Source organism: Leifsonia naganoensis (assembly GCF_013410615.1).
GTDB lineage: Bacteria > Actinomycetota > Actinomycetes > Actinomycetales > Microbacteriaceae > Leifsonia > Leifsonia aquatica.
The window spans coordinates 867,775-890,551 of sequence record NZ_JACCHJ010000001.1; the positions used below are offsets into that span (position 1 = coordinate 867,775).

Annotated in this window: 18 protein-coding genes; 8 read left to right on the forward strand and 10 right to left on the reverse strand. The window is 73.1% G+C overall.

What is annotated here, in order from left to right; all coding sequences use genetic code 11:
- The first annotated feature begins 39 nt into the window (after positions 1-39).
- The 3 genes from HNR14_RS04145 to HNR14_RS04155 all read left to right on the forward strand — a co-directional run bounded on the left by HNR14_RS04145 (position 40) and on the right by HNR14_RS04155 (position 5,185).
- Positions 40-2,382 (forward strand): beta-xylosidase/alpha-l-arabinosidase, encoded by a 2,343-nt coding sequence (locus tag HNR14_RS04145; RefSeq protein WP_179700009.1) that lies wholly within the window; start codon positions 40-42, stop codon positions 2,380-2,382.
- Between the two features lie 48 nt (positions 2,383-2,430).
- Entirely contained in the window at positions 2,431-3,621 is a 1,191-nt protein-coding gene (xylA, locus tag HNR14_RS04150; protein WP_039923941.1) for a xylose isomerase, read from the forward strand.
- Between the two features lie 106 nt (positions 3,622-3,727).
- The gene (locus HNR14_RS04155; protein WP_179700010.1) at positions 3,728-5,185 is read left to right on the forward strand and encodes an FGGY family carbohydrate kinase; all 1,458 of its coding nucleotides are present in this window, start codon (positions 3,728-3,730) and stop codon (positions 5,183-5,185) included.
- Between the two features lie 219 nt (positions 5,186-5,404).
- Here HNR14_RS04155 and HNR14_RS04160 read toward each other — a convergent pair whose 3' ends face one another.
- From HNR14_RS04160 to HNR14_RS04175, 4 genes are read right to left on the reverse strand one after another with little or no spacing between them, the layout of a single operon-like run.
- Positions 5,405-6,535: a glycerate kinase gene (locus HNR14_RS04160; RefSeq protein WP_179700011.1), complete on the reverse strand. Its 1,131-nt coding sequence runs from the start codon at positions 6,533-6,535 to the stop codon at positions 5,405-5,407.
- 5 nt (positions 6,536-6,540) lie between these two features.
- The gene (locus HNR14_RS04165) at positions 6,541-7,410 is read right to left on the reverse strand and encodes a sugar phosphate isomerase/epimerase family protein (protein WP_343064410.1); all 870 of its coding nucleotides are present in this window, start codon (positions 7,408-7,410) and stop codon (positions 6,541-6,543) included.
- On the reverse strand, positions 7,407-8,564 hold the full coding sequence (locus tag HNR14_RS04170) for a dihydrodipicolinate synthase family protein (protein ID WP_179700013.1): 1,158 nt from the start codon (positions 8,562-8,564) through the stop codon (positions 7,407-7,409). Before HNR14_RS04170 ends, HNR14_RS04165 begins: the two co-directional genes overlap by 4 nt.
- Positions 8,561-9,721: a Gfo/Idh/MocA family protein gene (locus tag HNR14_RS04175; protein ID WP_343064411.1), complete on the reverse strand. Its 1,161-nt coding sequence runs from the start codon at positions 9,719-9,721 to the stop codon at positions 8,561-8,563. Before HNR14_RS04175 ends, HNR14_RS04170 begins: the two co-directional genes overlap by 4 nt.
- Positions 9,722-9,876: 155 nt before the next feature.
- On the opposite strand from HNR14_RS04175, the gene HNR14_RS04180 reads away from it, so the two are divergent.
- Entirely contained in the window at positions 9,877-10,539 is a 663-nt protein-coding gene (locus HNR14_RS04180; protein ID WP_179700015.1) for a ThuA domain-containing protein, read from the forward strand.
- Positions 10,540-10,587: 48 nt separating this feature from the next.
- Here the strand turns inward: HNR14_RS04180 and HNR14_RS04185 are convergent, their stop codons facing one another.
- Positions 10,588-11,568, reverse strand: a complete 981-nt coding sequence (locus tag HNR14_RS04185) for a substrate-binding domain-containing protein (RefSeq protein ID WP_179700016.1) — start codon at positions 11,566-11,568, stop codon at positions 10,588-10,590.
- Between the two features lie 91 nt (positions 11,569-11,659).
- Here HNR14_RS04185 and HNR14_RS04190 point away from each other — a divergent pair, with 91 nt between their 5' ends.
- Together HNR14_RS04190 and HNR14_RS04195 are read left to right on the forward strand one after the other, a co-directional pair.
- Entirely contained in the window at positions 11,660-13,111 is a 1,452-nt protein-coding gene (locus tag HNR14_RS04190; protein ID WP_179700017.1) for an anaerobic C4-dicarboxylate transporter family protein, read from the forward strand.
- A 16-nt stretch (positions 13,112-13,127) separates the two neighbouring features.
- Positions 13,128-14,456 (forward strand): M20/M25/M40 family metallo-hydrolase, encoded by a 1,329-nt coding sequence (locus HNR14_RS04195; RefSeq protein WP_343064412.1) that lies wholly within the window; start codon positions 13,128-13,130, stop codon positions 14,454-14,456.
- Positions 14,457-14,545: 89 nt separating this feature from the next.
- Here HNR14_RS04195 and HNR14_RS04200 read toward each other — a convergent pair whose 3' ends face one another.
- Positions 14,546-16,168: an amidohydrolase family protein gene (locus HNR14_RS04200; protein ID WP_179700018.1), complete on the reverse strand. Its 1,623-nt coding sequence runs from the start codon at positions 16,166-16,168 to the stop codon at positions 14,546-14,548.
- On the reverse strand, positions 16,165-17,595 hold the full coding sequence (locus HNR14_RS04205; protein ID WP_179700019.1) for a purine-cytosine permease family protein: 1,431 nt from the start codon (positions 17,593-17,595) through the stop codon (positions 16,165-16,167). Before HNR14_RS04205 ends, HNR14_RS04200 begins: the two co-directional genes overlap by 4 nt.
- An 84-nt stretch (positions 17,596-17,679) precedes the next feature.
- Here HNR14_RS04205 and HNR14_RS04210 point away from each other — a divergent pair, with 84 nt between their 5' ends.
- Positions 17,680-18,309: a TetR/AcrR family transcriptional regulator gene (locus tag HNR14_RS04210; protein WP_179700020.1), complete on the forward strand. Its 630-nt coding sequence runs from the start codon at positions 17,680-17,682 to the stop codon at positions 18,307-18,309.
- Here HNR14_RS04210 and HNR14_RS04215 read toward each other — a convergent pair.
- Positions 18,306-19,754 carry an MFS transporter gene (locus tag HNR14_RS04215; protein WP_425485020.1) on the reverse strand — a complete coding sequence of 483 codons (1,449 nt, stop codon included), beginning with the start codon at positions 19,752-19,754 and terminating at the stop codon, positions 18,306-18,308. The two genes, HNR14_RS04210 and HNR14_RS04215, sit on opposite strands and share 4 nt — an antisense overlap.
- A gap of 36 nt (positions 19,755-19,790) precedes the next feature.
- On the opposite strand from HNR14_RS04215, the gene soxR reads away from it, so the two are divergent.
- Entirely contained in the window at positions 19,791-20,246 is a 456-nt protein-coding gene (gene soxR / locus HNR14_RS04220) for a redox-sensitive transcriptional activator SoxR (protein WP_281371270.1), read from the forward strand.
- Positions 20,247-20,267: 21 nt separating this feature from the next.
- Here soxR and HNR14_RS04225 read toward each other — a convergent pair whose 3' ends face one another.
- A complete protein-coding gene (locus HNR14_RS04225; protein ID WP_179702528.1) occupies positions 20,268-21,251 on the reverse strand; it encodes a LacI family DNA-binding transcriptional regulator in 984 nt (327 codons plus the stop codon).
- Between the two features lie 182 nt (positions 21,252-21,433).
- Positions 21,434-22,753, reverse strand: a complete 1,320-nt coding sequence (locus HNR14_RS04230; protein WP_179700022.1) for an APC family permease — start codon at positions 22,751-22,753, stop codon at positions 21,434-21,436.
- Between the last annotated feature and the right edge of the window lie 24 nt (positions 22,754-22,777).

Sequence of the window (22,777 nt, forward strand, 5' to 3'; positions counted from 1 at the left end):
ACGCCCCGCGCGCGCCGCAGAAAGAAGTGTGATCTGACCATGACCGCTCTCGACCCCACCGACCGCGTGCGCGACCTGCACGCCCGGATGACCCTCGAGGAGAAGCTCGCCCAGCTGGTGGGCTACTGGGTGGACAAAGGCGACGAGGTCGTCGCGCCGATGGCCGGCGAACTGGGCAACGCGGCTCCGTACCAGGAGGCGACCGAGCACGGGCTCGGCCAGCTCACCCGCGTGTACGGCACCCGGCCGGTGGAACCCGCCGAGCGCGCCGCCTGGCTGTGGAGCGAGCAGCGCCGGCTGGTCGAGCAGACGCGGCTCGGCATCCCGGCCCTCGTCCACGAGGAGTGCCTGACCGGGCTGGCGGCCTGGAAGGCCGCGACGTTCCCGACGCCGCTCGCGTGGGGCGCCTCCTTCGACCCCGGCCTGGTGGAGCGGATGGCCGCCCTGATCGGCGGCTCCATGCGCGAGCTGGGCATCCACCAGGGCCTGGCCCCGGTGCTCGACGTCATCCGCGACCCGCGCTGGGGACGCGTGGACGAGTGCATCGCCGAGGACCCGTACGTGGTCGGCACGATCGGCACCGCGTACGTGCGCGGGCTGCAGTCCGCCGGCGTGCACGCGACCCTCAAGCACTTCGTCGGCTACTCGGCCTCGCAGGCCGGCCGCAACCACGCACCGGTGCACGCGGGCACCCGGGAGGTTCGGGATGTGCTGCTCCCGCCGTTCGAGATGGCGGTCCGCGACGGCGGGGTGCGGTCGGTGATGAACTCGTACGCCGAGATCGACGGCGTGCCCGTCGCCGCGAATCCCGAGTACCTGACCGGCATGCTGCGCGACGAGTGGGGCTTCGACGGCGTCGTGGTCTCCGACTACTTCTCAGTCGACTTCCTCCGCACGATGCACGCGGTCGCGGCCGACCGGGGCGAGGCGGCCGAGCTGGCCCTCGCCGCCGGCATCGACGTGGAGCTGCCGACCGGCGACGCCTTCCTCGAGCCGCTGGCCGCGCGGGTGCGCGCCGGGCTGACCGACGAGGCGCTCGTCGACCAGGCCGTGCTGCGCGTGCTGGCGCAGAAGGAGGAGCTCGGGCTGCTGGACGAGACCTTCGCCGAGCCCCCGGCCTCCATCGACCTCGACACCCCGGAGCACCGTGCGGTCGCGCGGCAGCTGGCCGAGGAGTCGGTGGTGCTGCTGACGAACGACGGCCTGCTGCCCCTGGACACGCGCCCGGCGACCCGCCGCATCGCGGTGCTCGGACCCAACGCCGACGCCGCCGAGGCGCTGATGGGCTGCTACTCCTTCGCCAACCATGTGCTGGCGCATCATCCGGAGGTCCCCCTGGGATTCGAGATCCCGTCGCTGCTGGAGGCGGTGACGGCGGAGTTCCCCGAGTCCGCGGTCGCGCACGTGCGCGGGTGCGACGTGGAGGGCGACGACCGCTCCGGCTTCGCGCACGCCGTCGAGGCGGCCGAGGCGGCGGACGTGGCGCTCGTCGTGGTCGGCGACCGCGCCGGGCTCTTCGGGCGCGGGACCGTCGGCGAGGGCAACGACGTGGAGAGCCTCGAGCTGCCCGGGGTGCAGCGCGAACTGGTGCAGGCCGTCGTGCGCACCGGCACCCCCGTCGTGATGGTCGTGCTTTCCGGCCGGCCGTACGCGCTCGACTGGGCCGTCGGCAACCTCCACGCCGACGACGGGGCGCCGGCCGCCGTCGTGCAGGCGTTCTTCCCCGGCGAGGAGGGCGGGGCGGCCATCGCCTCCGTGCTCTCCGGCCGGGTGTCCCCCTCGGGACGGCTGCCCGTGTCGTTGCCGCGCTCCGCGGGCGCCCAGCCCTACTCGTACCTCCACCCGCGGCTCGGCGGCCCCACCGAGATCACGAGCGCGGACAGCACGCCCACGCTGCCGTTCGGCCACGGCCTGACGTACACCTCGTTCGAGCACAGCGAGCTCGCGGTGGAGACGGAGGTCGCGGCCGGCGAGTCGTTCACCGCGACCGTCCGCGTGCGCAACACCGGCGACCGCGCAGGCACGGACCTCCTGCAGCTCTACGGCCACGACGTGAGCGCGAGCGTCACGCGGCCCGTCGCCCAGCTACTGGGCTACCAGCGCGTCGAGCTCGAGGGGGGCGAGGAGGCCGTGGTGCGGTTCACCGTGCCGTCGACGCGGCTGGCCTTCACGGATCGCCGATTCCGGCGGATCGTGGAACCGGGTGCGGTCGACCTGTGGGTCGGCGCCTCCTGCGCGGACCGCGCGACGACGGCGACCGTCGTCGTCACCGGCGACGCGCACGAAGTCACGCCGGACCACCAGCGCTTCGTGGCCGTCTCGATCGAACGCGAGTCGATCGAGGGGTTGGCACTGGACGAGGCCGTGTCCGGCCTGGTATAAGTTTATCGAAACAACAAATCACCGATGACGCTGAAGGAAAGCAGAACCATGAGCCTCACCCCCACCCGCGCCGACAAGTTCTCGTTCGGACTGTGGACGATCGGCTACAACGGCACCGACCCGTTCGGCGGCCCGACCCGCCCCCAGCTCGACGTGGTCGAGGCGGTGACCAAGCTCAGCGAGCTCGGCGCCTACGGCCTCACCTTCCACGACGACGACCTGTTCGCGTTCGGCTCCACCGACGCCGAGCGGCAGACCCAGATCGACCGCCTCAAGCAGGCCCTCGCCGACACCGGCCTCATCGTGCCGATGGTCACCACCAACCTCTTCAGCGCCCCGGTCTTCAAGGACGGCGGCTTCACCTCCAACGACCGCTCCGTGCGCCGCTTCGCCCTGCGCAAGGTGCTGCGCAACCTCGACCTCGCCGCCGAGCTCGGCGCCAAGACGTTCGTGATGTGGGGCGGCCGCGAGGGCGCCGAGTACGACTCCGCGAAGAACATCGGCGCCGCCCTCGAGCGCTACCGCGAGGCCGTCAACCTGCTCGGCGACTACGTCACCGATAAGGGCTACGACATCCGCTTCGCCATCGAGCCGAAGCCGAACGAGCCCCGCGGCGACATCCTGCTGCCGACGGTCGGCCATGCGCTCGCCTTCATCAACTCGCTCGAGCGCCCGGAGCTCGTCGGCCTCAACCCCGAGGTCGGACACGAGCAGATGGCAGGCCTGAACTTCGCCGCCGGCATCGCGCAGGCGCTCTACCACGGCAAGCTCTACCACATCGACCTCAACGGGCAGCGCGGCATCAAGTACGACCAGGACCTCGTCTTCGGTCACGGCGACCTCCAGAACGCCTTCGCCCTGGTCGACCTGCTCGAGAACGGCGGCCCGAACGGCGGCCAGGCCTACGAAGGCCCGCGCCACTTCGACTACAAGCCGTCGCGCACCGAGGACGCGACGGGCGTCTGGGACTCCGCCGCGGCGAACATGCGCACCTACCTGCTGCTCAAGGAGCGCGCGGCCGCCTTCCGCGCCGACCCCGAGGTGCAGGAGGCGCTCGAGGCCGCCAAGGTCAACGAGCTGTCGCAGACGACGCTCGGCGCCGGCGAAAGCTACGACGACCTGCTCGCCGACCGCAGCGCCTACGAGGACTTCGACGCGAGCGCCTACTTCGGCGGCAAGGGCTTCGGTTTCGTGCGCCTGCAGCAGCTGGCGCTCGAGCACCTCCTCAACGCCCGCTGACCCCTCCCCCACCCCGCTTCACCGTCGAGGTGCACGTCGTGGCGCTCATCCCTGCGAGGATGACGACCACGACGTGCACCTCGATCGATCGTTAGGACACAGTGACGTGACACTCGTCGCCGGCGTCGACTCCTCGACGCAGAGCTGCAAGGTGGTCGTGCGCGACCTGGAGACCGGCGCGCTCGTGCGCAGCGGCCGGGCCGCCCATCCCGACGGCACCGAGGTCGCGCCCGCCGCCTGGTGGAGCGCCCTGCAGGAGGCGCTGGCCGCCGCGGGCGGACTCGACGACGTGGCCGCGATCTCCATCGCCGGCCAGCAGCACGGGATGGTCGTGCTCGACGCCGAGGGGCGTGTCATCCGCGACGCCCTGCTCTGGAACGACACCCGCTCGGCGCAGGCCGCCCGCGACCTGATCGACGAGGTCGGCGCTGACGCGTACGCCAAGCGCGTCGGCGTGGTGCCGGTCGCCTCCTTCACCGCCACGAAGCTGCGGTGGTTGCGGGAGGCGGAGCCCGCGAACGCCGCGCGCGTCGCCGCCGTCGCCCTCCCGCACGACTGGCTGACCTGGCGGCTGCGCGGCTACGGCCCCGCCGACGAGAGCCCGCTCGGGCCGGACCTGGAGGCATTGACCACCGACCGCTCCGACGCCAGCGGCACCGCCTACTGGAGCGCGCGCACCGGCGAGTACGACCTGGACCTGTTCTCGCGCGCGCTCGGCGTGGCGGGCCGGGAGGCCGGCGGCACGTCGGACGGCGATCCGGGAGTCGCTGCCGGTGCACCCGGCGTGGTGCTTCCCCGTGTGCTCGGGCCGGGTGAGGCCGCCGGCCGCACCCCGTCCGGTGTGCTCGTGGGTCCGGGAGCGGGCGACAACGCCGGCGCCGCGCTGGGACTCGGTGCCGCGGGCGGCGACGTCGTCGTCTCCATCGGCACCAGCGGCACCGTCTTCGCCGTCACGGACACCCCCTCCGCCGACCCGACGGGAACGGTCGCCGGCTTCGCCGATGCGAGCGGGCTCTCCCTGCCGCTCATCGCGACGCTCAACGCGGCCCGTGTGCTCGACGCGATCGCGCGCCTCCTGAACCTCGACCACGACGGCCTCGCCGAGCTCGCCCTCACCGCCGAGCCCGGTGCCGGCGGCGTGGTGCTCGTGCCTTATTTCGAGGGCGAGCGCACCCCCAACCTCCCCGACGCGACGGCCGGTCTGCACGGCCTGACCCTCGCCTCCACCACCCCCGCCAACCTCGCCCGCGCGGCGATCGAGGGGATGCTGTGCGGGCTGGCCGACGGCCTCGACGCCGTGCGCGGGGTCGGCGTGACCGAGCAGCGCATCCTGCTGATCGGCGGCGCGGCGCAGAACCCGGCCGTCGCCGCGGTGGCCGCACAGGTCTTCGACGCGCCCGTCGTCATCCCGGCGCCCGGGGAGTACGTCGCCGACGGCGGTGCGGTGCAGGCCGCGTGGGCGCTGACCGGCGAGCGTCCGGTGTGGACCGTGGAGGCGGCGGAGCCGCTGCCCGTCGACACGCGCGCCGTGATCCGCGAGCAGTACGCGGCCGCGCGGCCGTAGGCCCCCGCGGCGCCATCGGAGGAGATCCGTCCCTCCCCACCCCGAACCTCCTCCGTTCCCGGTCGACACGCCGTCACAGTGATGGGATCTCCTCCCTTGGCCACGCCGTGGGGAACGGAGGAGATCGGGCGTGACACGCCCGGATCGGGCAGGGAACGGAGGGGATGCGCGAGCGGCAGGCACGGAACTCCTCCGTTGCCTGCCGCGGAGGCGGCCGGGTCAGTCGGCGGTGCGGGACGCGAGGGCGGCGCCGGCGGCGCGCGCCCAGCGGAGCGGGTCGGCCAGGGCGGCGTCGGTGCCGCCGGCCAGGTCGGTGAGGGCGACGGCGTCGGCGAAGCCGTGCGTCTCCGCGGTGATTGCCCCGGAGGCGAGCAGCACCGGGATGCCGGCACGGCGCGCGAGCGCGGCGACGTGCTCCGGTGCTTTGCCGGAGGCCGACTGGCTGTCGTAGCGCCCCTCCCCCGTGATGACGAGGTCGGCCGACGCGATGCGCTCCGGCAGTCCGAGCGCGTCGGCGACGGCCGCCGCTCCCGGGGCCATCGTCGCGCCCCACACGCGCAGGCCGTACCCGGTGCCTCCCGCGGCCCCCGTGCCCGGCTCGTCGACGGACACCCCGGTCGGCCCCAACGTGCCGTTACCGCCCGCGGCTCCCAGCACCGCCGCCAGCCGCGCGAGCCCGGCATCGAGCTCCGGGACATCCTCCGGAGTCGCGCCCTTCTGCGGCCCGAAGACCGCGGCGGCGCCAGCCGGCCCCAGCAGCGGACTCGTCACGTCGCTCAGGATGCGCGCGCCACCGGCGGGCAGCGCCCGGAGGCCGGAGAGATCCACCCGCGCCAGCCGCGCCAGGCCGCGGTTCCCGGGCGCGACCGGCTGACCGGCCGCATCCAGCAACCGGGCGCCGAGCGCGGTCAGCGCCCCGGCGCCGCCGTCGGTCGACGCGCTCCCACCGATCGCGAGGAGCAGGGAGGTCGCCCCGGCGTCGAGCGCAGCGGCGATGGCCTGGCCGAACCCGACCGTGTGGGCGTCGAAGGGCGCGGGATGCTGCAGCAGTCCCAGTCCGCTGGTCGCGGCGAGCTCCACGACCGCCACGCCATCGGGCAGCCCCAGCCAGGCCGCCTCCACCGCTTCGCCGGACGGGCCGAGCACGCGTACCGGCTGCCGCTGCGAACCGGGCACGGCGACGGCGAACGCGTCGAGCGTCCCCTCGCCGCCATCGGCCGTCGGCGCGAGCACCACCGTGTCCCCCGGCCGCACGCTGTGCCAGCCCGCGCCGAGCGCCTCCGCCACCTCGGCGGCCGTGGCGGAGCCCTTGAACGAGTCCGGGGCGACGACGACGGTGCGGGCGGTCACGCGTCTCACACTGGCACAGACCGCAGCGGGATGCTGCGCTCGAACGCCCGGACGGTGCGGGCAACGACCTCCTCCGGATCGGCGGCCCAGATGTCGGCGTTGAAGATCTCCACCTCGATGTCGCCGGCGTATCCCGTCGCCTCGACCGCCGCGGTCAGGCTCGCGAAGTCGATGTGGCCGTCGCCCATCATCCCCCGGCCGAGCAGCGCGTCGGCGGGGATCGGGGTGAGGAAGTCGCAGACCTGGTAGCTCGCGATGCGTCCCGCGGCGCCGGCGCGGGCGATCTGCTCGAGCACTTGCGGGTCCCACCAGATGTGGAACGTGTCCACGATGACGCCGACCGACTCCGCCGGGAACGGCTCGGCCAGATCGAGCGCCTGGCCGAGCGTGGACACGACGGCGCGATCGGCGGCGTACATCGGGTGCAGGGCCTCGATGGCGAGGGTCACCCCCGCCGCGCGCGCTTCCGGCTCCAGCTCGGCGAGGGCGTCGCCGACGCGCCCGCGCGCGCCGACGAGATCCGTCGACCCCTCGGGCAGGCCGCCCGCGACGAGCACGAGCACCGCCGCCGAACCGGGAGCGCCGGCCGCGGCGAGCGCGGCCGTCTCCTCGATCGCGCGGCGGTTCTCGTCGATCGCGGCGCGGCGCTCGGCGCCCTCGGGCCGCGTGAAGAACCCGCCGCGGCACAGGCTGGAGACGCGGAGGCCGCTGTCTGCCACCATCCGCGTGGCCTCCGCCAGCCCCACCTCCGCGACGGGCTCGCGCCAGACGCCGATGGCCTCGATGCCGGCCGCCACGGTCAGGCGCAGCGCGTCGGCCAGGTTCGCGTATTTGATCGTCGCCTGGTTCAGCGACAGTCGGGCCGGGGCGGTCACGCGTCCACCCCGTTCAGGCGCAGCAGATCCGACCAGCGCTGTGCTGCCAGGTCGGGGCGTTCGAGGGCGCCGCATGCTCCGGCGAGCCGCACGATCTCCGAGAGGTGCGGGAGGCTGCGCGCAGCGTGCAGGCCGCCGACCATGGCGAAGGCGTCCTGGTGGCCGTTGAGCCAGGAGAGGAAGGCGACGCCGGTCTTGTAGAAGTATGTCGGTGCGGCGAACACCTGCCGCGACAGCGCCTCCGTCGGGCCGAGGATGGCGCGGTAGCGCTCGGAGTCGCCCACGTCGAGCGCCTGGATGGCGGCGGATGCGCTCGGCGCGAGCGCGGCGAACGCCCCGAGGAGCGCGTCGGAGTGCGCCTCCCCCGTCCCCTCGATCAGCCCGACGTAGTTGAAGTCGTCGCCGGTGAACATCCGCACGCCCTCGGGCAGCCGGGAGCGCAACGCGATCTCGGCGTCCGCGTCGAGGAGGCTCATCTTGATGCCCGCCACTCGGTCGCCGCCCGCCTCGATGATCCGCAGGACCGTGTCGGCGTCGCCGAAGTAGCCCGCCAGTCCCGGGTCGAACGCCTCCCCGAGCCAGTGCAGGACGACCGGGGCACCCGCCTCCGCCAGCACCGCGCCGTACACACGCTCGTAGTCGGCGGGCGACTGCGCGGCGCGCGCGAGGTGCCGGCTCGCCATGAGCACCACCCCGGCGCCCGCGTCCTCGGTGAAGTGCAGCTGCTCGACGTAGGCGTCGATCACGGCGTCGAGGCTGATGACCTCGTCCGCCACGTGGTCGGTGTTCACCCCGGCGACGACCGACCCGCCCACCGCACGGGCCTCGTCGGCGCTGCGGCGGATGAGCTCGCGGGTCGCGGCGGCGTCGAGCCCCATGTTGCGCTGGGCGGTGTCCATCGCGTCGGCGACCCCGAGGCCCCAGCCGTACACGTGCCGGCGGAAGGCGAGCGTCGCATCCCAGTCGATGTCGGCCGGCGCGCCGGGCACGTTGTCGGCCCAGGGCTTCGGGATGACGTGCGCCGCCGCGTAGGCGACGCGCGACCGCAGCGGGGAGGACGGGCGCTCGGTCACGGCCGGGGCCGCGAGGTCGGCGGTGGAGGTGGTGCCGTCGGCGCCGACCAGGGTGACGGCGCGCACGGCGACGTCGGTCATCGGGCGACCTCGGGCAGGCGCACCTCGGCGAGGTCGATGCGGCGGCCCTCGCGCGACGAGCGGAGGCCCTCCTCCGCGAGCTGCACGCCGCGTGCACCGGCGAGGAAGTCGAACGCGTTCGGACCGTCCTCGAGCACGTGGCGCAGGAACTCCTCCCACTGTGTCTTGAAGCCGTTCTCGAAGACGTCGTTGGCGGGAGACTCGATCCAGTCCGCGTCGTAGTCGTGGGCGTCCGCGAGGTCGGGGTTCCACACCGGCTTGGGCGTGGCGTTGCGCGGCTGGATCTTGCAGCCGAAGAGCCCGACGACGGCGCTGCCGTGCGTGCCGTCGACCTGGAACTCGACCAGCTCGTCGCGGTTGACCCGCGTGGTCCAGCTGGAGTTCAGCTGCGCGGTCACGCCGCCGGCGAGCTGGAAGATGGCGTACGCGGCGTCGTCGGCGGTGGCGGCGTACGACCGGCCCTGCTCGTCGACGCGCTGCGGGATCTCGGTGACGGCGTGCGCGTAGACCGACTCGACCCGGCCGAACAGGTTCTCGAGCACGTAGCTCCAGTGCGGGAACATGTCGACGACGATCCCGCCGCCGTCTTCCGCGCGGTAGTTCCAGGAGGGGCGCTGCGCCGCCTGCCAGTCCCCCTCGAACACCCAGTAGCCGAACTCGCCCCGCACCGAGAGGATGCGGCCGAAGAAGCCGGAGTCGATGAGCCGCTTGAGCTTGCGCATCCCGGGCAGGTAGAGCTTGTCGTGAACGACGCCGTTCTTGATGCCGGCCTCGTCGGCGAGGCGTGCGAGCTCGAGCGCCTCCTCGAACGACTCGGCGGTCGGCTTCTCGGTGTAGATGGCCTTGCCAGCGGCGATCGCCTTGCGGATCGCCGTGCTGCGCGCCTTCGTGACCAGGAAGTCGGCGTAGATCTGCCAGCGGTCGTCCGCGAGCGCGGCGTCGAGGTCGGTCGTGTAGTCCGGGATGTCGTGGCGCTTGGCGAGCTCGGCGAGCTTCTGCTCGCTCCGGCCGACGAGCAGCGGTTCGACCTGCACCCGCGTGCCGTCGGAGAGCAGCACGCCGCCCTGCTCGCGGATCGCGAGGATCGACCGCACCAGGTGCTGCCGGTAGCCCATGCGCCCGGAGACGCCGTTCATGATGATGCCGATCGACGACACGTGTACTCCTTTGTGCGATGCGTGCGGTACGAGCACCCTCCTCATGGGAAAGCGCTTACCGCTAAGCTACCCACCGACCGGCGGTCCGTCAATACGCCGGCCACCGATTCCGGAGAGCGCTTACCATCCCATAGCGTGATCACCAGGAGGACCCCATGCGAGCACAGATCCTGAGCGGCGCCGGCCGGTACGCCGACCCGTGGCATCCCTTCGCCGAGACCTCGGAGCGCCTGGCCGGCATCCTCCGCGGCCAGGGCCTGGAGGTCGAGACGTCGGAGGACGTCGACGCGCGCCTGGCTGCGCTGACCGAGGACGACCCCGACCTCCTGGTCCTCAACGTCGGTGACCCGGCGCACACCGGCGCACCCGATCCCGAGGCGGAGGCGCGCGGTCGCGAGGGTCTCCTCGCGTATCTCGGCCGCGGCCGCCCGCTGCTGGCGTCGCACGTCACCTCGACGTCGCTCCGCGGCATCCCGGAATGGGAGGCGATCCTCGGCGGGGTCTGGGTGCGCGGCACGACATTCCACCCGGATCGCGGCCCGGCGACCATCCTGGTGCACCCGGACCGCGATCCCCTCGTCGCCGGGCTGGGCGACTTCACTGTGGTGGACGAGCGCTACACGGACCTGCGGGTCGACCCTGCGGTGGTCGCGCTCGCCTCGCACGAGCACGAGGGCCGGGAGCACCCGCTGATCTGGGCGCGGCGCTACGGCGACGCGAAGGTGTTCTACGACGCGCTCGGCCACGACGCCGCGTCGTACGACGCGCCCACGCACCGGCAGATCCTGGAGCGGGCGGTGCGCTGGCTCGTGTCCTGAGCGGCAGCGCGAAAAGCGGCGCGGCGCGGCGGGGTCAGCAGCTCCGGATCAGCGGCGCGGGGTGGAGGCGCGCAGGCGCACCTCGGCCACGACCGGCACCGCAGGCGACGGGTCGTCGGCGAGGGCCAACTCCAGCGCGCGCGCCCCGATGTCGGCCAGCGGGAGCGCCACCGAGGTCAGCGCGGGCGTCACATCGGCGACGAGGGGGATGTCGTCGAAGCCCGCGACGGCCACCTCCGCGCCCGGAGCGATGCCCGCCTCCCGGAGCGCGGCCATCGCGCCGATCGCCATGACGTCGCTGACGGCGAAGACGCACTCGGGTACGTCGCCCGCCGCGATCAGGTCGCTCATCGCCTGGTGGCCGCCGGATCGCGTGAAGGCGGCATGCACGACCCGCGCCGAGGGAACCACCGACAGGAATCCGGCGACGCGGTCGCGCACCGTCACGAGCTCCCCGGGGCCGGCGAGCACAGCGAAGTCGGCATAGCCGAGCGCGAGGAGCTCGGCGGCGAGCGCGGCCGCACCACCGCGGTTGTCGACGTCGACCGTGCGCAGCTCGGGCGCGCCCGTGCCGATCACCGCCACGCGTTCGCGGTCGCCGACGCGGGTCCCTGCCCCGGCGACGCGGCTGCCGGCGAGCACCACCGCCCGCGGGCGCTGACCGCGCAGAGCATCGAGGGCCGCTTCCTCCCTGGCCATCGACTCCGGTCCGGAATAGGGCCCCGTCGCGGTGATGGTCACGATCAGTCCGCGCTCGTCGGCCACGCGCACGACCCCGGACGAGATGGAGGCGAAGTACGGGTCGGCGATGTCGCCGACGACGAGCGCCACCACGTTGCTTGTACCGCGCGCGACCGCCTGCGCCTGCACGTTCGCGCTGTACCCGAGCGTGCGCGCGGAGGCGAGCACCCGGTCCTGCAGTTCCGGGTTGACCTTGCGCGCGCTGCCGTTGAGGGCTCGCGACGCCGTCGCGAGCGATACGCCCGCGTGCGCCGCCACGTCGGTCAGGGTCGGGGCGTTCTCGCTCACATGCCCAACCTACCGGCGCACCGGTCCTCCCGCGCCGGGCCTTCACAGCGCGCCCGCCATCGGGCATGCTGTCGCCGAGGGGGAGGTCGCCATGGAAGTCGTTCTCGTCATCCTGCAGGCATGCGTCGTCATCGGCGCGATCGTGCTCGGCGTGCGCGTCGGCGGGATCGGGCTGGGACTGTGGGGCGTGGTGGGCACCGCGATCCTGGTGTTCGTCTTCCGCCTGCCGCCCGGCTCTCCCCCGGTGGACGCCTTCTTCATCATCATCGCCGTGATCACGGCGTCGTCCGCCATGCAGGCCGCGGGCGGCATCGACTTCCTGGTGTCGATCGCGTCGAAGATCATCCAGCGCAACCCGCGGAGGCTGACCTACGTGGCCCCGCTCGTGGCGTTCGTGTTCACGGTGCTGTCGGGCACGTCGAACATCTTCTTCGCGCTGATCCCGGTCATCTACGAGACGGCGTACCGCAACGGGCAGCGACCCGAACGGGCGCTCGCGGCGTCGACCGTGACCTCCGGGCTCGGGATCACCGCGAGCCCGGTCTCGGCGGCGATGGCGGCGTACCTGGTGCTGATGGAGGCCAAGGGGTTCGGGCTGCCGCAGGTGCTGGCGATCACCGTGCCGTCCGCGATCGTCGCCTGCATCGTGACCTCCTTCGTGCAGCAGCGCATCGGCAAGGAGCTGATCGCCGACCCGGTGTTCCGCAAGCGGGTCGAGGCCGGCACGGTCGAGGTGCCCGCCGCGCTGGAGGCGAGCTTCGCTGCCCAGGCGTCGGGCGGAGCGGAGGCCGCGGCCGGTTCCGGTTCCGGTTCCGGTCCCGCTTCATCCGCCAAGGCCGCGCGGCTGACCAGCGCGGGCGCCGCCCCCGTCGAGCACACGGTGCCGCCGGGCGGTCAGACCGCGGCCTGGATCTTCATCGTGGGCACGCTCCTCGTCGTCGCACTCGGGCTGTTCCCGGCCCTCCGCCCGGCCTTCCCCGACGCGGACGGGAAGTTCGTGCCGATCGGCATGTCGCCCGTGATCGAGATGGTGATGTTCACGGTCGCCCTGGTGATCATCCTGGTGCGCAAGGTGAAACCGTCGCTGGTCGTGGAGCAGCCCCTCCTGCGCTCCGGCTACGTCGCGGCGGTCGCCCTCTTCGGCATCGCGTGGATGGCGGACACCTTCATCTCCGCCAACCAGCAGACCATCATCGAACCGCTCGGCCAGCTGATCACGGCCCAGCCCCTCCTGCTGGCGGTCGCCCTCTTCCTCGTCGCCGGGCTGACCACCAGCCAGTCGGCGACGACCAACACCCTCATCCCGATCGCCCTGGCCGCCGGTCTCGCGCCCGGCGTGATCACCGCAATGTGGCCGTCGCTGATCGGCGTCTGGCTGTTCCCGGCCAACGGCTCGCAGATCGCGGCGGTGGAGACCGACCGCACCGGGTCGACGCGACTCACGCCGGTGCCGATCTGGCACTCGTTCACGATTCCTATGCTGGTCTCGTGGGTGTCCGTCGTCGTGTCGGGGCTGCTCATCCAGCTCGTCATCCCATCCTGAACCGTTAGGAGCGCCCGTGTCCGAAGCCGAAGCCCTCATGCCCGACGTCCTCGATCGTCTGGACGCGCTGGTGCGCATCCCCTCGATCGCCTTCCCCGGCTTCGACACCGAGCCGGTCCACGCGATGGGCCGCGCCGTGGTCGAGCTCTTCGAGGCGGCGGGCGCCGACGACGTGCGCCTGCTCGACGTGCCGGGAGGCTACCCCTGCGTCTACGCCGACCTCCCGGGCCCCGAGGGGGCGCCCACCGTGCTGCTGTACGCGCACTACGACGTGCAGCCCGCGCCCGCGAGCCAGGGCTGGAGCTCCGAACCGTTCGAGCCGACGCGCAAGGACGACGGCCGCATCTACGGTCGCGGCGCCGCCGACGACAAGTCGGGGCTCGTCATCCACTACGGCACCCTCCGCCTGCTCGGGCCCGACCGGCCGTGCCGCGTGAAGATCCTGATCGAGGGCGAGGAGGAGACCATCTCGCACCTGGAGGAGTTCGTCGAGGCGAACCCCGAGCTCATGGCCGCAGACGCCTTCGTGATCGCCGATCTCGGCCCGCAGGAGGCCGGGCGGCCGGCGCTCACCACGGCCCTCCGCGGGGACGTCGCGTGCACCGTCACGGTGCGGACCCTCGCGAACCCCGTCCACTCGGGCGAGTTCGGCGGTGCGGCGCCGGACGCGATGACGGCGATGATCCGCATCCTCGACACCCTGCACGACGAGAACGGCGACACCGTCATCCCCGGCGTGGATGCGGGCACCTGGCCCGGCGCCGACATGGACGAGGCCGCCTACCGGGCCGGATCCGCCATCCTGCCCGGTGTCGGCTACCTCGGCACCGGATCCCTCTCCGACCGCATCTGGGCGAAGCCGTCGGTCACGGTGCTCGGGATGGACCTGCCGAACACCGCCGAGGCGTCGAACGTCCTCCTGCCCTCCGTCACGGCGAAGCTCTCGATGCGCATCGTCCCGGGCTCCGACGGCGACGCCCAGCTCGAGGCGCTGATGGCGCACCTGCGGGCGCAGCGCCCGTGGAACTGCGAGGTGGAGGTCGAGAAGGTGAAGGTCGGCCACGCCTTCCGGGTCGACGAGTCACACCCGGCGATCACGTCGGCGATGGATGCGCTCGGGACGGCGTTCGGCGTCCCGGCCGAGTCGATCGGAGCGGGCGGATCGATCCCGCTCGTCGCGTCGCTGAAGAAGGTCTCCCCCGACGCCGCGATCGTGCTCTGGGGCGCGGAGGACACCGCGCAGTCGCGCATCCACGCCTCCGACGAGTCGGTCGACCCGGAGGAGATCCGGCGGATGATCGACGCGCAGACACTCTTCATCCGCGAGTTCGCCTCCGCCCGCTGACGTCGCACCCCCGCACATTCGTGCCGAATGTCGACTCTGCGCGACGCGAAGGCGACATTCGGCACGAATGTGCGGCAGGGGTGCGGGCGCTACGCGCTGTACGCGCTCCTGCCCGCCACGACCGTCTCGATGATGCGGGCGCGGAGCAGGGAGGCCGCACCGTCCGCGAAGACGTCGGCGTCGAGCACGGCGACGTCGGCGGCGAAGCCCGGCGCGATCCTCCCGCGCCAGTCGCCGTCGCCGACCGACGCCGCCGCATCCCGCGTCGCATGTCCGACGGCCCGCTCCAGCGGCACCGCGTGCTGGGGCTGCTTCGCGAGCACGGAGGGGTCGAGCGCCGAGGCACGCGTCGACGCCACATACATGTTGGCGAGCGCCTGGTGCGGCGCGGTCGGCGAGTCCGTCGAGAAGGCGAGGAGCGCGCCCGCGTCCTCGTACTCGGGCCACGGGAAGGCGCGGTCGACGCGGTCGTCGCCGAGCATCTCGACCCAGTTGTCGAAGATCGCCGGGTCGGAGTGCACCGGCTGCATCGACGCGGTGACGCCGAGTCGCGCCATCCGCTCCGCCGTGCCGGGGGCCGCGTACTCGAGGTGCTCGATGCGATGGCGGCGCGGGCGGTCGCCGTTCTGGGCCGCGGCGTGCTCGATCGCGTCGAGGGCGATCGTGCTCGCGTAGTCACCGATCGCGTGCTGGGCGATCTGGAGGCCGGCCGCGTCCGCCGCGGCGACAACCGGCTTCAGCCGTTCCAGCGGCCAGATCGGGTCGGCGTTCGTGCCGTTCGCGTAGGGCTGCCGCATGGCCGCGGTGCACGCGTCGATCACGCCGTCCAGGATGAGCTTGATCCCGACGACGCGCAGCCAGGACGTGGACGGCTCGGCGGCGAGCCGCGCAGCCCGCTCCACCTGCGCGAGGTTGGCGGCGTCGTCCCCGGTGTTGGTGACGAGCCAGTGCGCGGCGACCCGGATCGGCAGCTCGCCCCCGTGCCGCTCCTGCGCGCGCTTCAGCGCGGCCAGGCCGAACTCGTCCATCGCCATGTCGACGACGCCGGTGACGCCCGTCGCGAGGTACGCCTCGATGGCGCGCTCGACGTGCGCGTCGCGGTCGGCGTCGGTCGTCGCGGCGTCGCGCTGCCCCCACGCGTACTCGGTCGCGGCGGTCTCGAGCAGCAGCCCCGTCGGGTTCCCGTCCGCGTCGCGCACGATCTCGCCCCCGATCGGGTCGGGGGTGTCGCGCGTGATGCCGAGCTCGGCCAGCGCGGCCGTGTTCACCCAGCACGAGTGGTAGTCGTTGGCGTCGAGGTAGACGGGCACATCGGGGAGCACCGCGTCGATCATCGCCGCGGTCGGCGCTCCACCCGGGACCGCGTCGAACAGCCAGCCGCGCCCGCGCAGCACCGTGGCCTCCGGGTCCGCGGCCCGCGCCTCCTGCAGCAATCGCAGGATGTCGTCCAGCGAACGCGCGTCCGTCAGGTACACCTGGCCGAGCGCCGCGCCCATCATCAGGAGGTGGGTGTGCGCGTCGGTGAAGCCGGGGAGCACGAGCCGGCCGCCGAGCTCGACGACGCGATCGGCGACGGGCGGGGTGTCACCCTCCGCACCCACCCAGACGATGCGGTCTCCGGTGACGGCGAAGGCGGTCGCCCAGGCGTGCTCCGGGTCGGTGTCGGCCGTGAAGACGCGGCCGTCGCGGTAGAGGGTGGTGGGGTCGGTCACAGCCGGCCCTCCTTTCCGAGTCGAGTGCGGCTGAGGAGAAGATACGTGACGGCGGCGACGATCATGCCGACCGGGACCGACAGGTCCACGTGCCCGAGGGCGGCGGCGATCGCGCCGGTCCAGACGTCGGTGGAGAGGCAGAGCGCCGTCGCGAGCCCGCCGAGGAGCAGGGCCGCGATGCCCGGGATGCTCCAGCCTCCCGAGTACCAGAAGCGGCTGCCGCGGGAGTCGTCGAAGAGCTCGGCGCCGTCGTAGACGTAGCGGCGCCGCAGCACGTCGACCACGAAGATCGCCATCGCCGGACCCGACACGATCACCAAGAGCTGCAGCAGGATGTTCGCGGCCTCCAGCAGGCTCGACGACAGCACCAAGTAGATCGTCAGCGCGGTGCCAACGGCCCCGACGATGATCGCCGAGGGGATGCGGCGCAGCCGGAAGCCGATCGCCTGCAGCGCCATGCTCGACGTGTAGGTCGTCATCGCGTTCAGCGCGATCGTGTTCACGATGACGCCGATGACCAGCACCGGCCCGACCCAGCCGGGCAGCAGGTCGAAGAGCGCCACATCGATGCCCGCGTCGAAGGCGCCGGCCTTCAGCCCGGTCGCCAGCAGCACGCCGACGCTCGTGAACACGATGAAGGGCAGGGCGCCGCCGAACGCCGTGGCGGCGGCGATGTGCGACGGCTTGGTCGAGCGCGGCAGGTAGCGCGCGATGTCGGGGCTGTTGATGAACGACAGCGGGGTGGAGGCGAGGATCGTGAAGCCGATCGAGATCGCCGACCACAGCTGGCCCCCGCTCAGCTGCTGCGGCGCCGTGTACCCCCAGTCCACCGTGGGGAGGATGAACGCGCTGACCAGCAGGAAGATCACGAAGAGGACCACGGCCATGATCGGGTAGATCCGCAGGATCAGCCCGTGCCCGAAGATCGCGACCAGGACCGTCACCGCCGAGACGACCAGCGTCACGCCGATCGGCACCCACACGGGGTCGTCGAGCCCGATCCGGCGCAGCAGGTCGGCGCCCATGAACGACGAGGCGAGCCAGGTGAGCGACAGGAACACCGCTCCGATGAACCAGCCGACGAACGCGACGAAGAGCTTGTTGCCGAGCACGCCGTACATCGCGCGGGTCACCACCGAGCCCGACGTCCCGGCGGCCGGTCCGCTCCCGGCGATGAGGCCGGGGAAGACCCAGAGCAGCGACGAGGCGAGGATCACCGCGATGGCCTGCCAGATCTCCAGCCCCAGGAGGATGAGCGTCGCGCCGACGGTGAAGTTGAGGATGCTCACCCCCGGCGCCGCCCAGACGAAGAAGAGGTCGCGGGCGCGGCCGTGGCGCTCGGCATCGCCGATGACCTCGATCCCCCGTGTCTCGGGTGCCGTGGAGGCGTCCACGAACTCCTCGGCGCCGATCCGTTCTGCGGACATATGGTCTCTCTCCCGACTCAGCATCGTTGCTGTTGGTCACATGGCCAATAACCTGTTGGTCAGTCATTCAATAGCATGGAGGTCATGGAGTCAAGCACGCCGTCGTCGCGCTCGCGGAAAGCACCGGAGGAGCGGCGCGAGGAGATCCTGTCCGCAGCGGCCTCCATCGCCCTCGAGCAGGGTCTGGAGCGCATCACGCTGCGGGCGGTCGCGACGCGCCTCGGCGTGCGGCCCGGCCTCATCTCGCACTACTTCCCCGCAGCGGAAGACCTGGTCGAGGAGGCTTTCGTGCGCGCCGCGACCGTCGAGCGCGTGCAGTTCTTCCCCGCCGAGGGCGCGCCCATCGAGCGACTGGCGCACTTCGTCGACCACATCGACAGCGGCGCCTCCCTGCCGCTCGCCCGACTCTGGCTGAACGCCCGCCACCTCTCGCGGTTCGCCCCGTCGCTGGAGGCCACCCTGCGGGAGCAGGACGACCTCGACCGCGCCGAACTGGGGGCGATCGTCGCCGCCGGTGTCGCAGCGGGCGAGTTCGCCGAGGTGGACCCGGAGGCGGCGAGCATCCGCCTCCTCATCGCCGTGGACGGCAGCGGCTCCTACGTCAACAGCACGGGCGACCTCAGCCACCCGGCGCAGGCGCGGTTCGTCGCCGACGTCGCCGAGTGGACCCTGGGGCTCGCCCCCGGCACCCTGGCGCGGGTCGTCGCCCGCTAGCCGTCGCGGCGGCTCAGGATCCGCGGGCCGACGACCCACGCGAGCGCGCACAGCACAGCGGTGACGGCGTAGGCGCCGACGAACGGCCACGCCCCTCCCGCCGCGTGCAGTGCGGCGTAGACGATCGCGGTGGCGGCCAGCGCGATGGCCGAGCCGATGGCGTCGGCGATCGAGAGCGCCGAGCTGTTGAAGCCCTGGTCATCACGGGTGGAGTACTGGAGGGTCAGCACGCCGAGCCGCGGGTACAGGACGCCCATCCCGGCGCCGGCGAACGCCCAGCCGACGACGACGACCGCGGGCGCGAGGTGGAACGCGGCGGTGACGACCAGCGACGCGATCGCGATCGACAGCCCGAGCGGCCCGAGCCACGCGGTCGTGCGGTTCGTGAGGCCGTCGAAGCGTCCCTGCGCCCAGGAGGCGGCCGCCCAGCTGAGGCCGGCGGCCGTGAGGGCGAGGCCCGCGAGCGCGGCCGAGAGCCCGTACTGCGTCACGAGCAGCAGCGGGACGTAGACCTCCGCTGCGAAGAAGGTGCCGGCGACGAGCGCGCGGGTCAGGATGACGCTCGGGAGACCGCGGGCTCCGCGTAATGTGCGCGCCGGCAGCAGCGGACGGAGCGCGACGACGGCCCCCACGGCCGCGATCGGCGGCACGATCCACTGCACCGGCCCGGTCGCCTCCGCCGAGAGCGTGAGCGCGAGGACGGCGACGGCGACCAGCAGCGCCAGGCCGATCCGGCCCAGGTCGCGGGGCGGCAGCTCGGCTCCGGCCTCCGGCCCGTGGACCCCGCGCATCGCGGGGATGACCATGAACATCGCGAGGACGACCAGCCCCACCACGCCGAGGAAGACCCAGCGCCAGCCCACGCTCTCGGCGAGCAGCCCGGCGATCAGCGGCCCGATCAGCGACGGCACGACCCAGGCCGCGGCGAAGCCCGCGAAGATGCGCGGGTGCAGTCGTGGCGGATAGACGCGCGCGACGATGACGTAGAGGGCGACCGTGAGCGCGCCTCCGCCGAGCCCGTGGATGAGACGGCCGGCGACGAAGAGCGGCATCGTCTGCGCGGTCCCGGCGACCAGCAGGCCGACGACGAAGAACACGACCGAGCCGTACAGCGCCGATCGCGGGTTGCCGCGGTCGGCCCACGCGCCGGCGATCACCATGCCGACCACGCTCACGGCGAGCGGGCCGGCGAACGCGAAGGCGTAGAGGGCGGCGCCGTCCAGCTCCCGGCTCACCGTCGGCATGATCGTGGTCACCGCGAGCGCCTCGAACGCGGCGAGCATGATGAGCAGGCACATGCCGATGCTCACCCAGCGGTAGTGCGCGCTGAGCACGCCGCCCGGCGGAGAGCGGTCGGCGGGTGTCTCGTCGCCGGCGGGCGGAGCCGCGGGCGCGGCCGGGAGAGGGGCGCCGGCGGGGTCGGCGTCGGTGTCGCGGGAGGTCATGGTCCGAGCCTAGAACCTCAACTATGGTTGAGGTCAATGACTCCGGCAGAACCCGTCCTCAGCGTGGGAGACGTCGCCGCCCGCAGCGGCGTCGCCGTCTCGACCCTGCACTTCTACGAGCGCCAGGGCCTCATCGCCAGCGAGCGCACGGCGGGCAACCAGCGCCGCTACCGGCGCGACGTGCTGCGCCGCATCGCCTTCGTGCGGGTGTCGCAGCGGGTGGGAGTCCCGCTCGCCGACATCCGCGCGGCGCTCGACTCCCTTCCGGAAGGCCGCACGCCCACCAAGAAGGACTGGGCGCGCCTCTCCCGCCTCTGGCGCACGGAGCTGGACGCGCGCATCCGCGACCTCCAGCACCTGCGCGACGACCTGACCGACTGCATCGGCTGCGGCTGCCTCAGCCTGCGCAGGTGCTCACTGCAGAACCCGTCCGACGAACTCGCCGCCTCCGGCTCCGGGCCCCGGCTGTGGGCGGACGGCACCGAAGACTGAACCCGGGCCGCCCCACTCCGCTCAGCGCGGCGGCGCGGTCGAGGCGCGCACGATCAGGTCCGGGAGGATGCTGGCGGCCGACGGCTCCGCCCCTCCCTCGATCTCGGCGACGAGCCGCTCGACGCTCCCCCGGCCGAGCGCCGTGAAGTCCTGCAGCACCGTCGTCAGCGGCGGCCAGAAGTGCGCGGCCTCCGGGATGTCGTCGAAGCCGACCACGCTCAGGTCCTCCGGGATGCGCCGCCCCAGCTCGTGGGCCGCGTGATAGACGCCGAGCGCCATCTGGTCGTTGGAGGCGAACACGCCCGTGAGCGAGCGGTCGGCGAGCAGTTGGAGACCGGCGCGGTAGCCGAACTCGGCTGTCCAGTCGCCGTGCGGGACGACGGGCACCGGGAGGCCCGCGGCGCCCAGTTCCTCCTCGTAGCCGGCGCGGCGCGCCTGCGCTTCGAACCACGCCTGCGGTCCGGCGAGGTGCGCGATCGTGCGGTGCCCGAGCTCGATCAGGTGCCGGGTCGCGGCGCGTGCCCCCGCGACCTGGTCCACGGACAGCTCGCGGTCGATGCTCGCGGTGCCGCTCTGCAGCGTGATGTAGGGCACGCCCAGCCGGGCTGCGGCGATCTGCTCCAGCACGGCCTCCTGCGGGGCGATCACGATGATCCCCTCGACGGCCTGGGCGAGCAGGTGGTCGAGGCCCGCCTCGATGCCGGACGGCGTCAGGTCGGCGAGCTGCGCGACCGCGATGTAGTACCCGGCCTCGCGTCCCGCGTCCTGGATCGCGTTGATGCTCGACACCGGCCCGTACAGGGCCGCGGCCGACGTCGACAGCACGCCGATGGTGCGCGACCGGGCGGTGACGAGCGCGCGGGCCGCGCGGTTGGGCCGGTAGTTGAGCTCCTCCATCGCGCGCTGCACCCGCTCGCGCGTCTCGTCGCGGATGCTCGCGTGCCCGTTGATGACGCGTGAGACCGTCTGGTGAGAGACCCCGGCGAGAGCCGCGACGTCGCGCATGCTCGACGCGCGCGGCGGATACGGGCGAGCGGCCGGGGCGCCCGGGGAGCCCGGGGCGGACGCCTGCGGCGGTTCGGCGTGCTCGTCTGCCGTCACGGCGTCCCCCTTCGGCTGCGCGCCGCCCATCGGGCGCGGGTTCCCCTCATTATGCGCGATCCCGGCTCAGCCGCCGGGCCCTCCCGTCACGCGCCGGTGCGGGCGACGGCCGCGCGCCGGGAGCGCTGCGTCACGACGCCGACCAGCACGGCGACGACCGCGACCCCGGCCGGGAAGACGAGGTGCCAACCGGCCAGCACCAGGAGGCCGGCGGCGAACAGGCAGGACAGCACGGCCATCCACCACCCCACGGACCAGCGCGGCAGCAGCACCACCGCGGCGGCGACGCCGAGCCCGTAGACGGCCGCGGCGATGCTCGTGTGCACGAGGATGAACGGCTGGAGGTCGCCGCTGGCCAGCACGACGACGGAGTACGCGGCCATCACCACGGCGGAGAGCAGGAGCCCGCGTCGCGCGATCGCGCCGTTCTCGGCGCCGCGGCCGAACCAGCGCGGGAGGTCGCCGTCGCGGCCCATCGCGGCGCCCAGCTTGGAGAAGGCGGCGAGGTAGGCGTTGAAGACGCCCGTGACGACGATCGCCGCGATCACGGCCACGACGATCCCGCCGCCGCCCCCGGTCGAGGCCGTCACGAGATCGAGCAGCGGCACCTCGCTGGCCGAGGCCGCATCGCCCAGGACGAGCACCGTCACCGTCTGGATCGCCAAGTAGGCGACCGACACGATCACGAGCGCCAGCGCGGTCGCGCGCGGGATGTCGCGGCGCGGATCACGGAACTCGCCGCCGATGCCGGCCACGGCCTCCCACCCGGCGAAGGCCCAGATGTACAGGCTCATCGCGAGACCGACCCCGGCCCAGCCGTGCGGCAGCAGCGGCTGCAGGTGGGCGGTGTCGCCGTGCGGGACCGCCACCGCGAGCACGAAGACGAGCACGGCGACCAGCGCGCCCGACAGCACCAGCTGCACCGAGGCGGCGAAGCGCACGCCGAACGCCGTGACCGCCACCGGCACGACCATCAGCGCGACGGCGATGACCGTCGTGCTCACCGCGTCGCCGCCGATCACGGCGACGACGTAGCGCGCGGTCATGAGGGCCGCGATCGGCGCACCGATGGGGGTGCCGAAGAAGAACCAGTACGAGACGATCCGGGCCGCCGTGGGCCCGAACGCGCGACGGGCGAAGGTCGCGACCCCGCCCGCATCGGGATGCCGCCGTGCGAGCGCCGCGAAGGTCGCCGCGAGCGGCACCGAGACGAGGGCGAGAGCGGCGACCGCGAGGATCGAGCCCGGCCCGGCGGCGGACGCGGCGAGCGCCGGGAGCACGAGGATGCCGGTGCCCAGCACGGCGGCGACGTAGAGGGCGGTGCCGCCGGCGACCCCGATCCGCCCGTGCGGCGCACCGTCGTCGACCGTCTCGGGCGCGCGCGTGAGTGGGGGCCCGTCCGTCATGTCTCCATGATGGCCCGGGCCCCC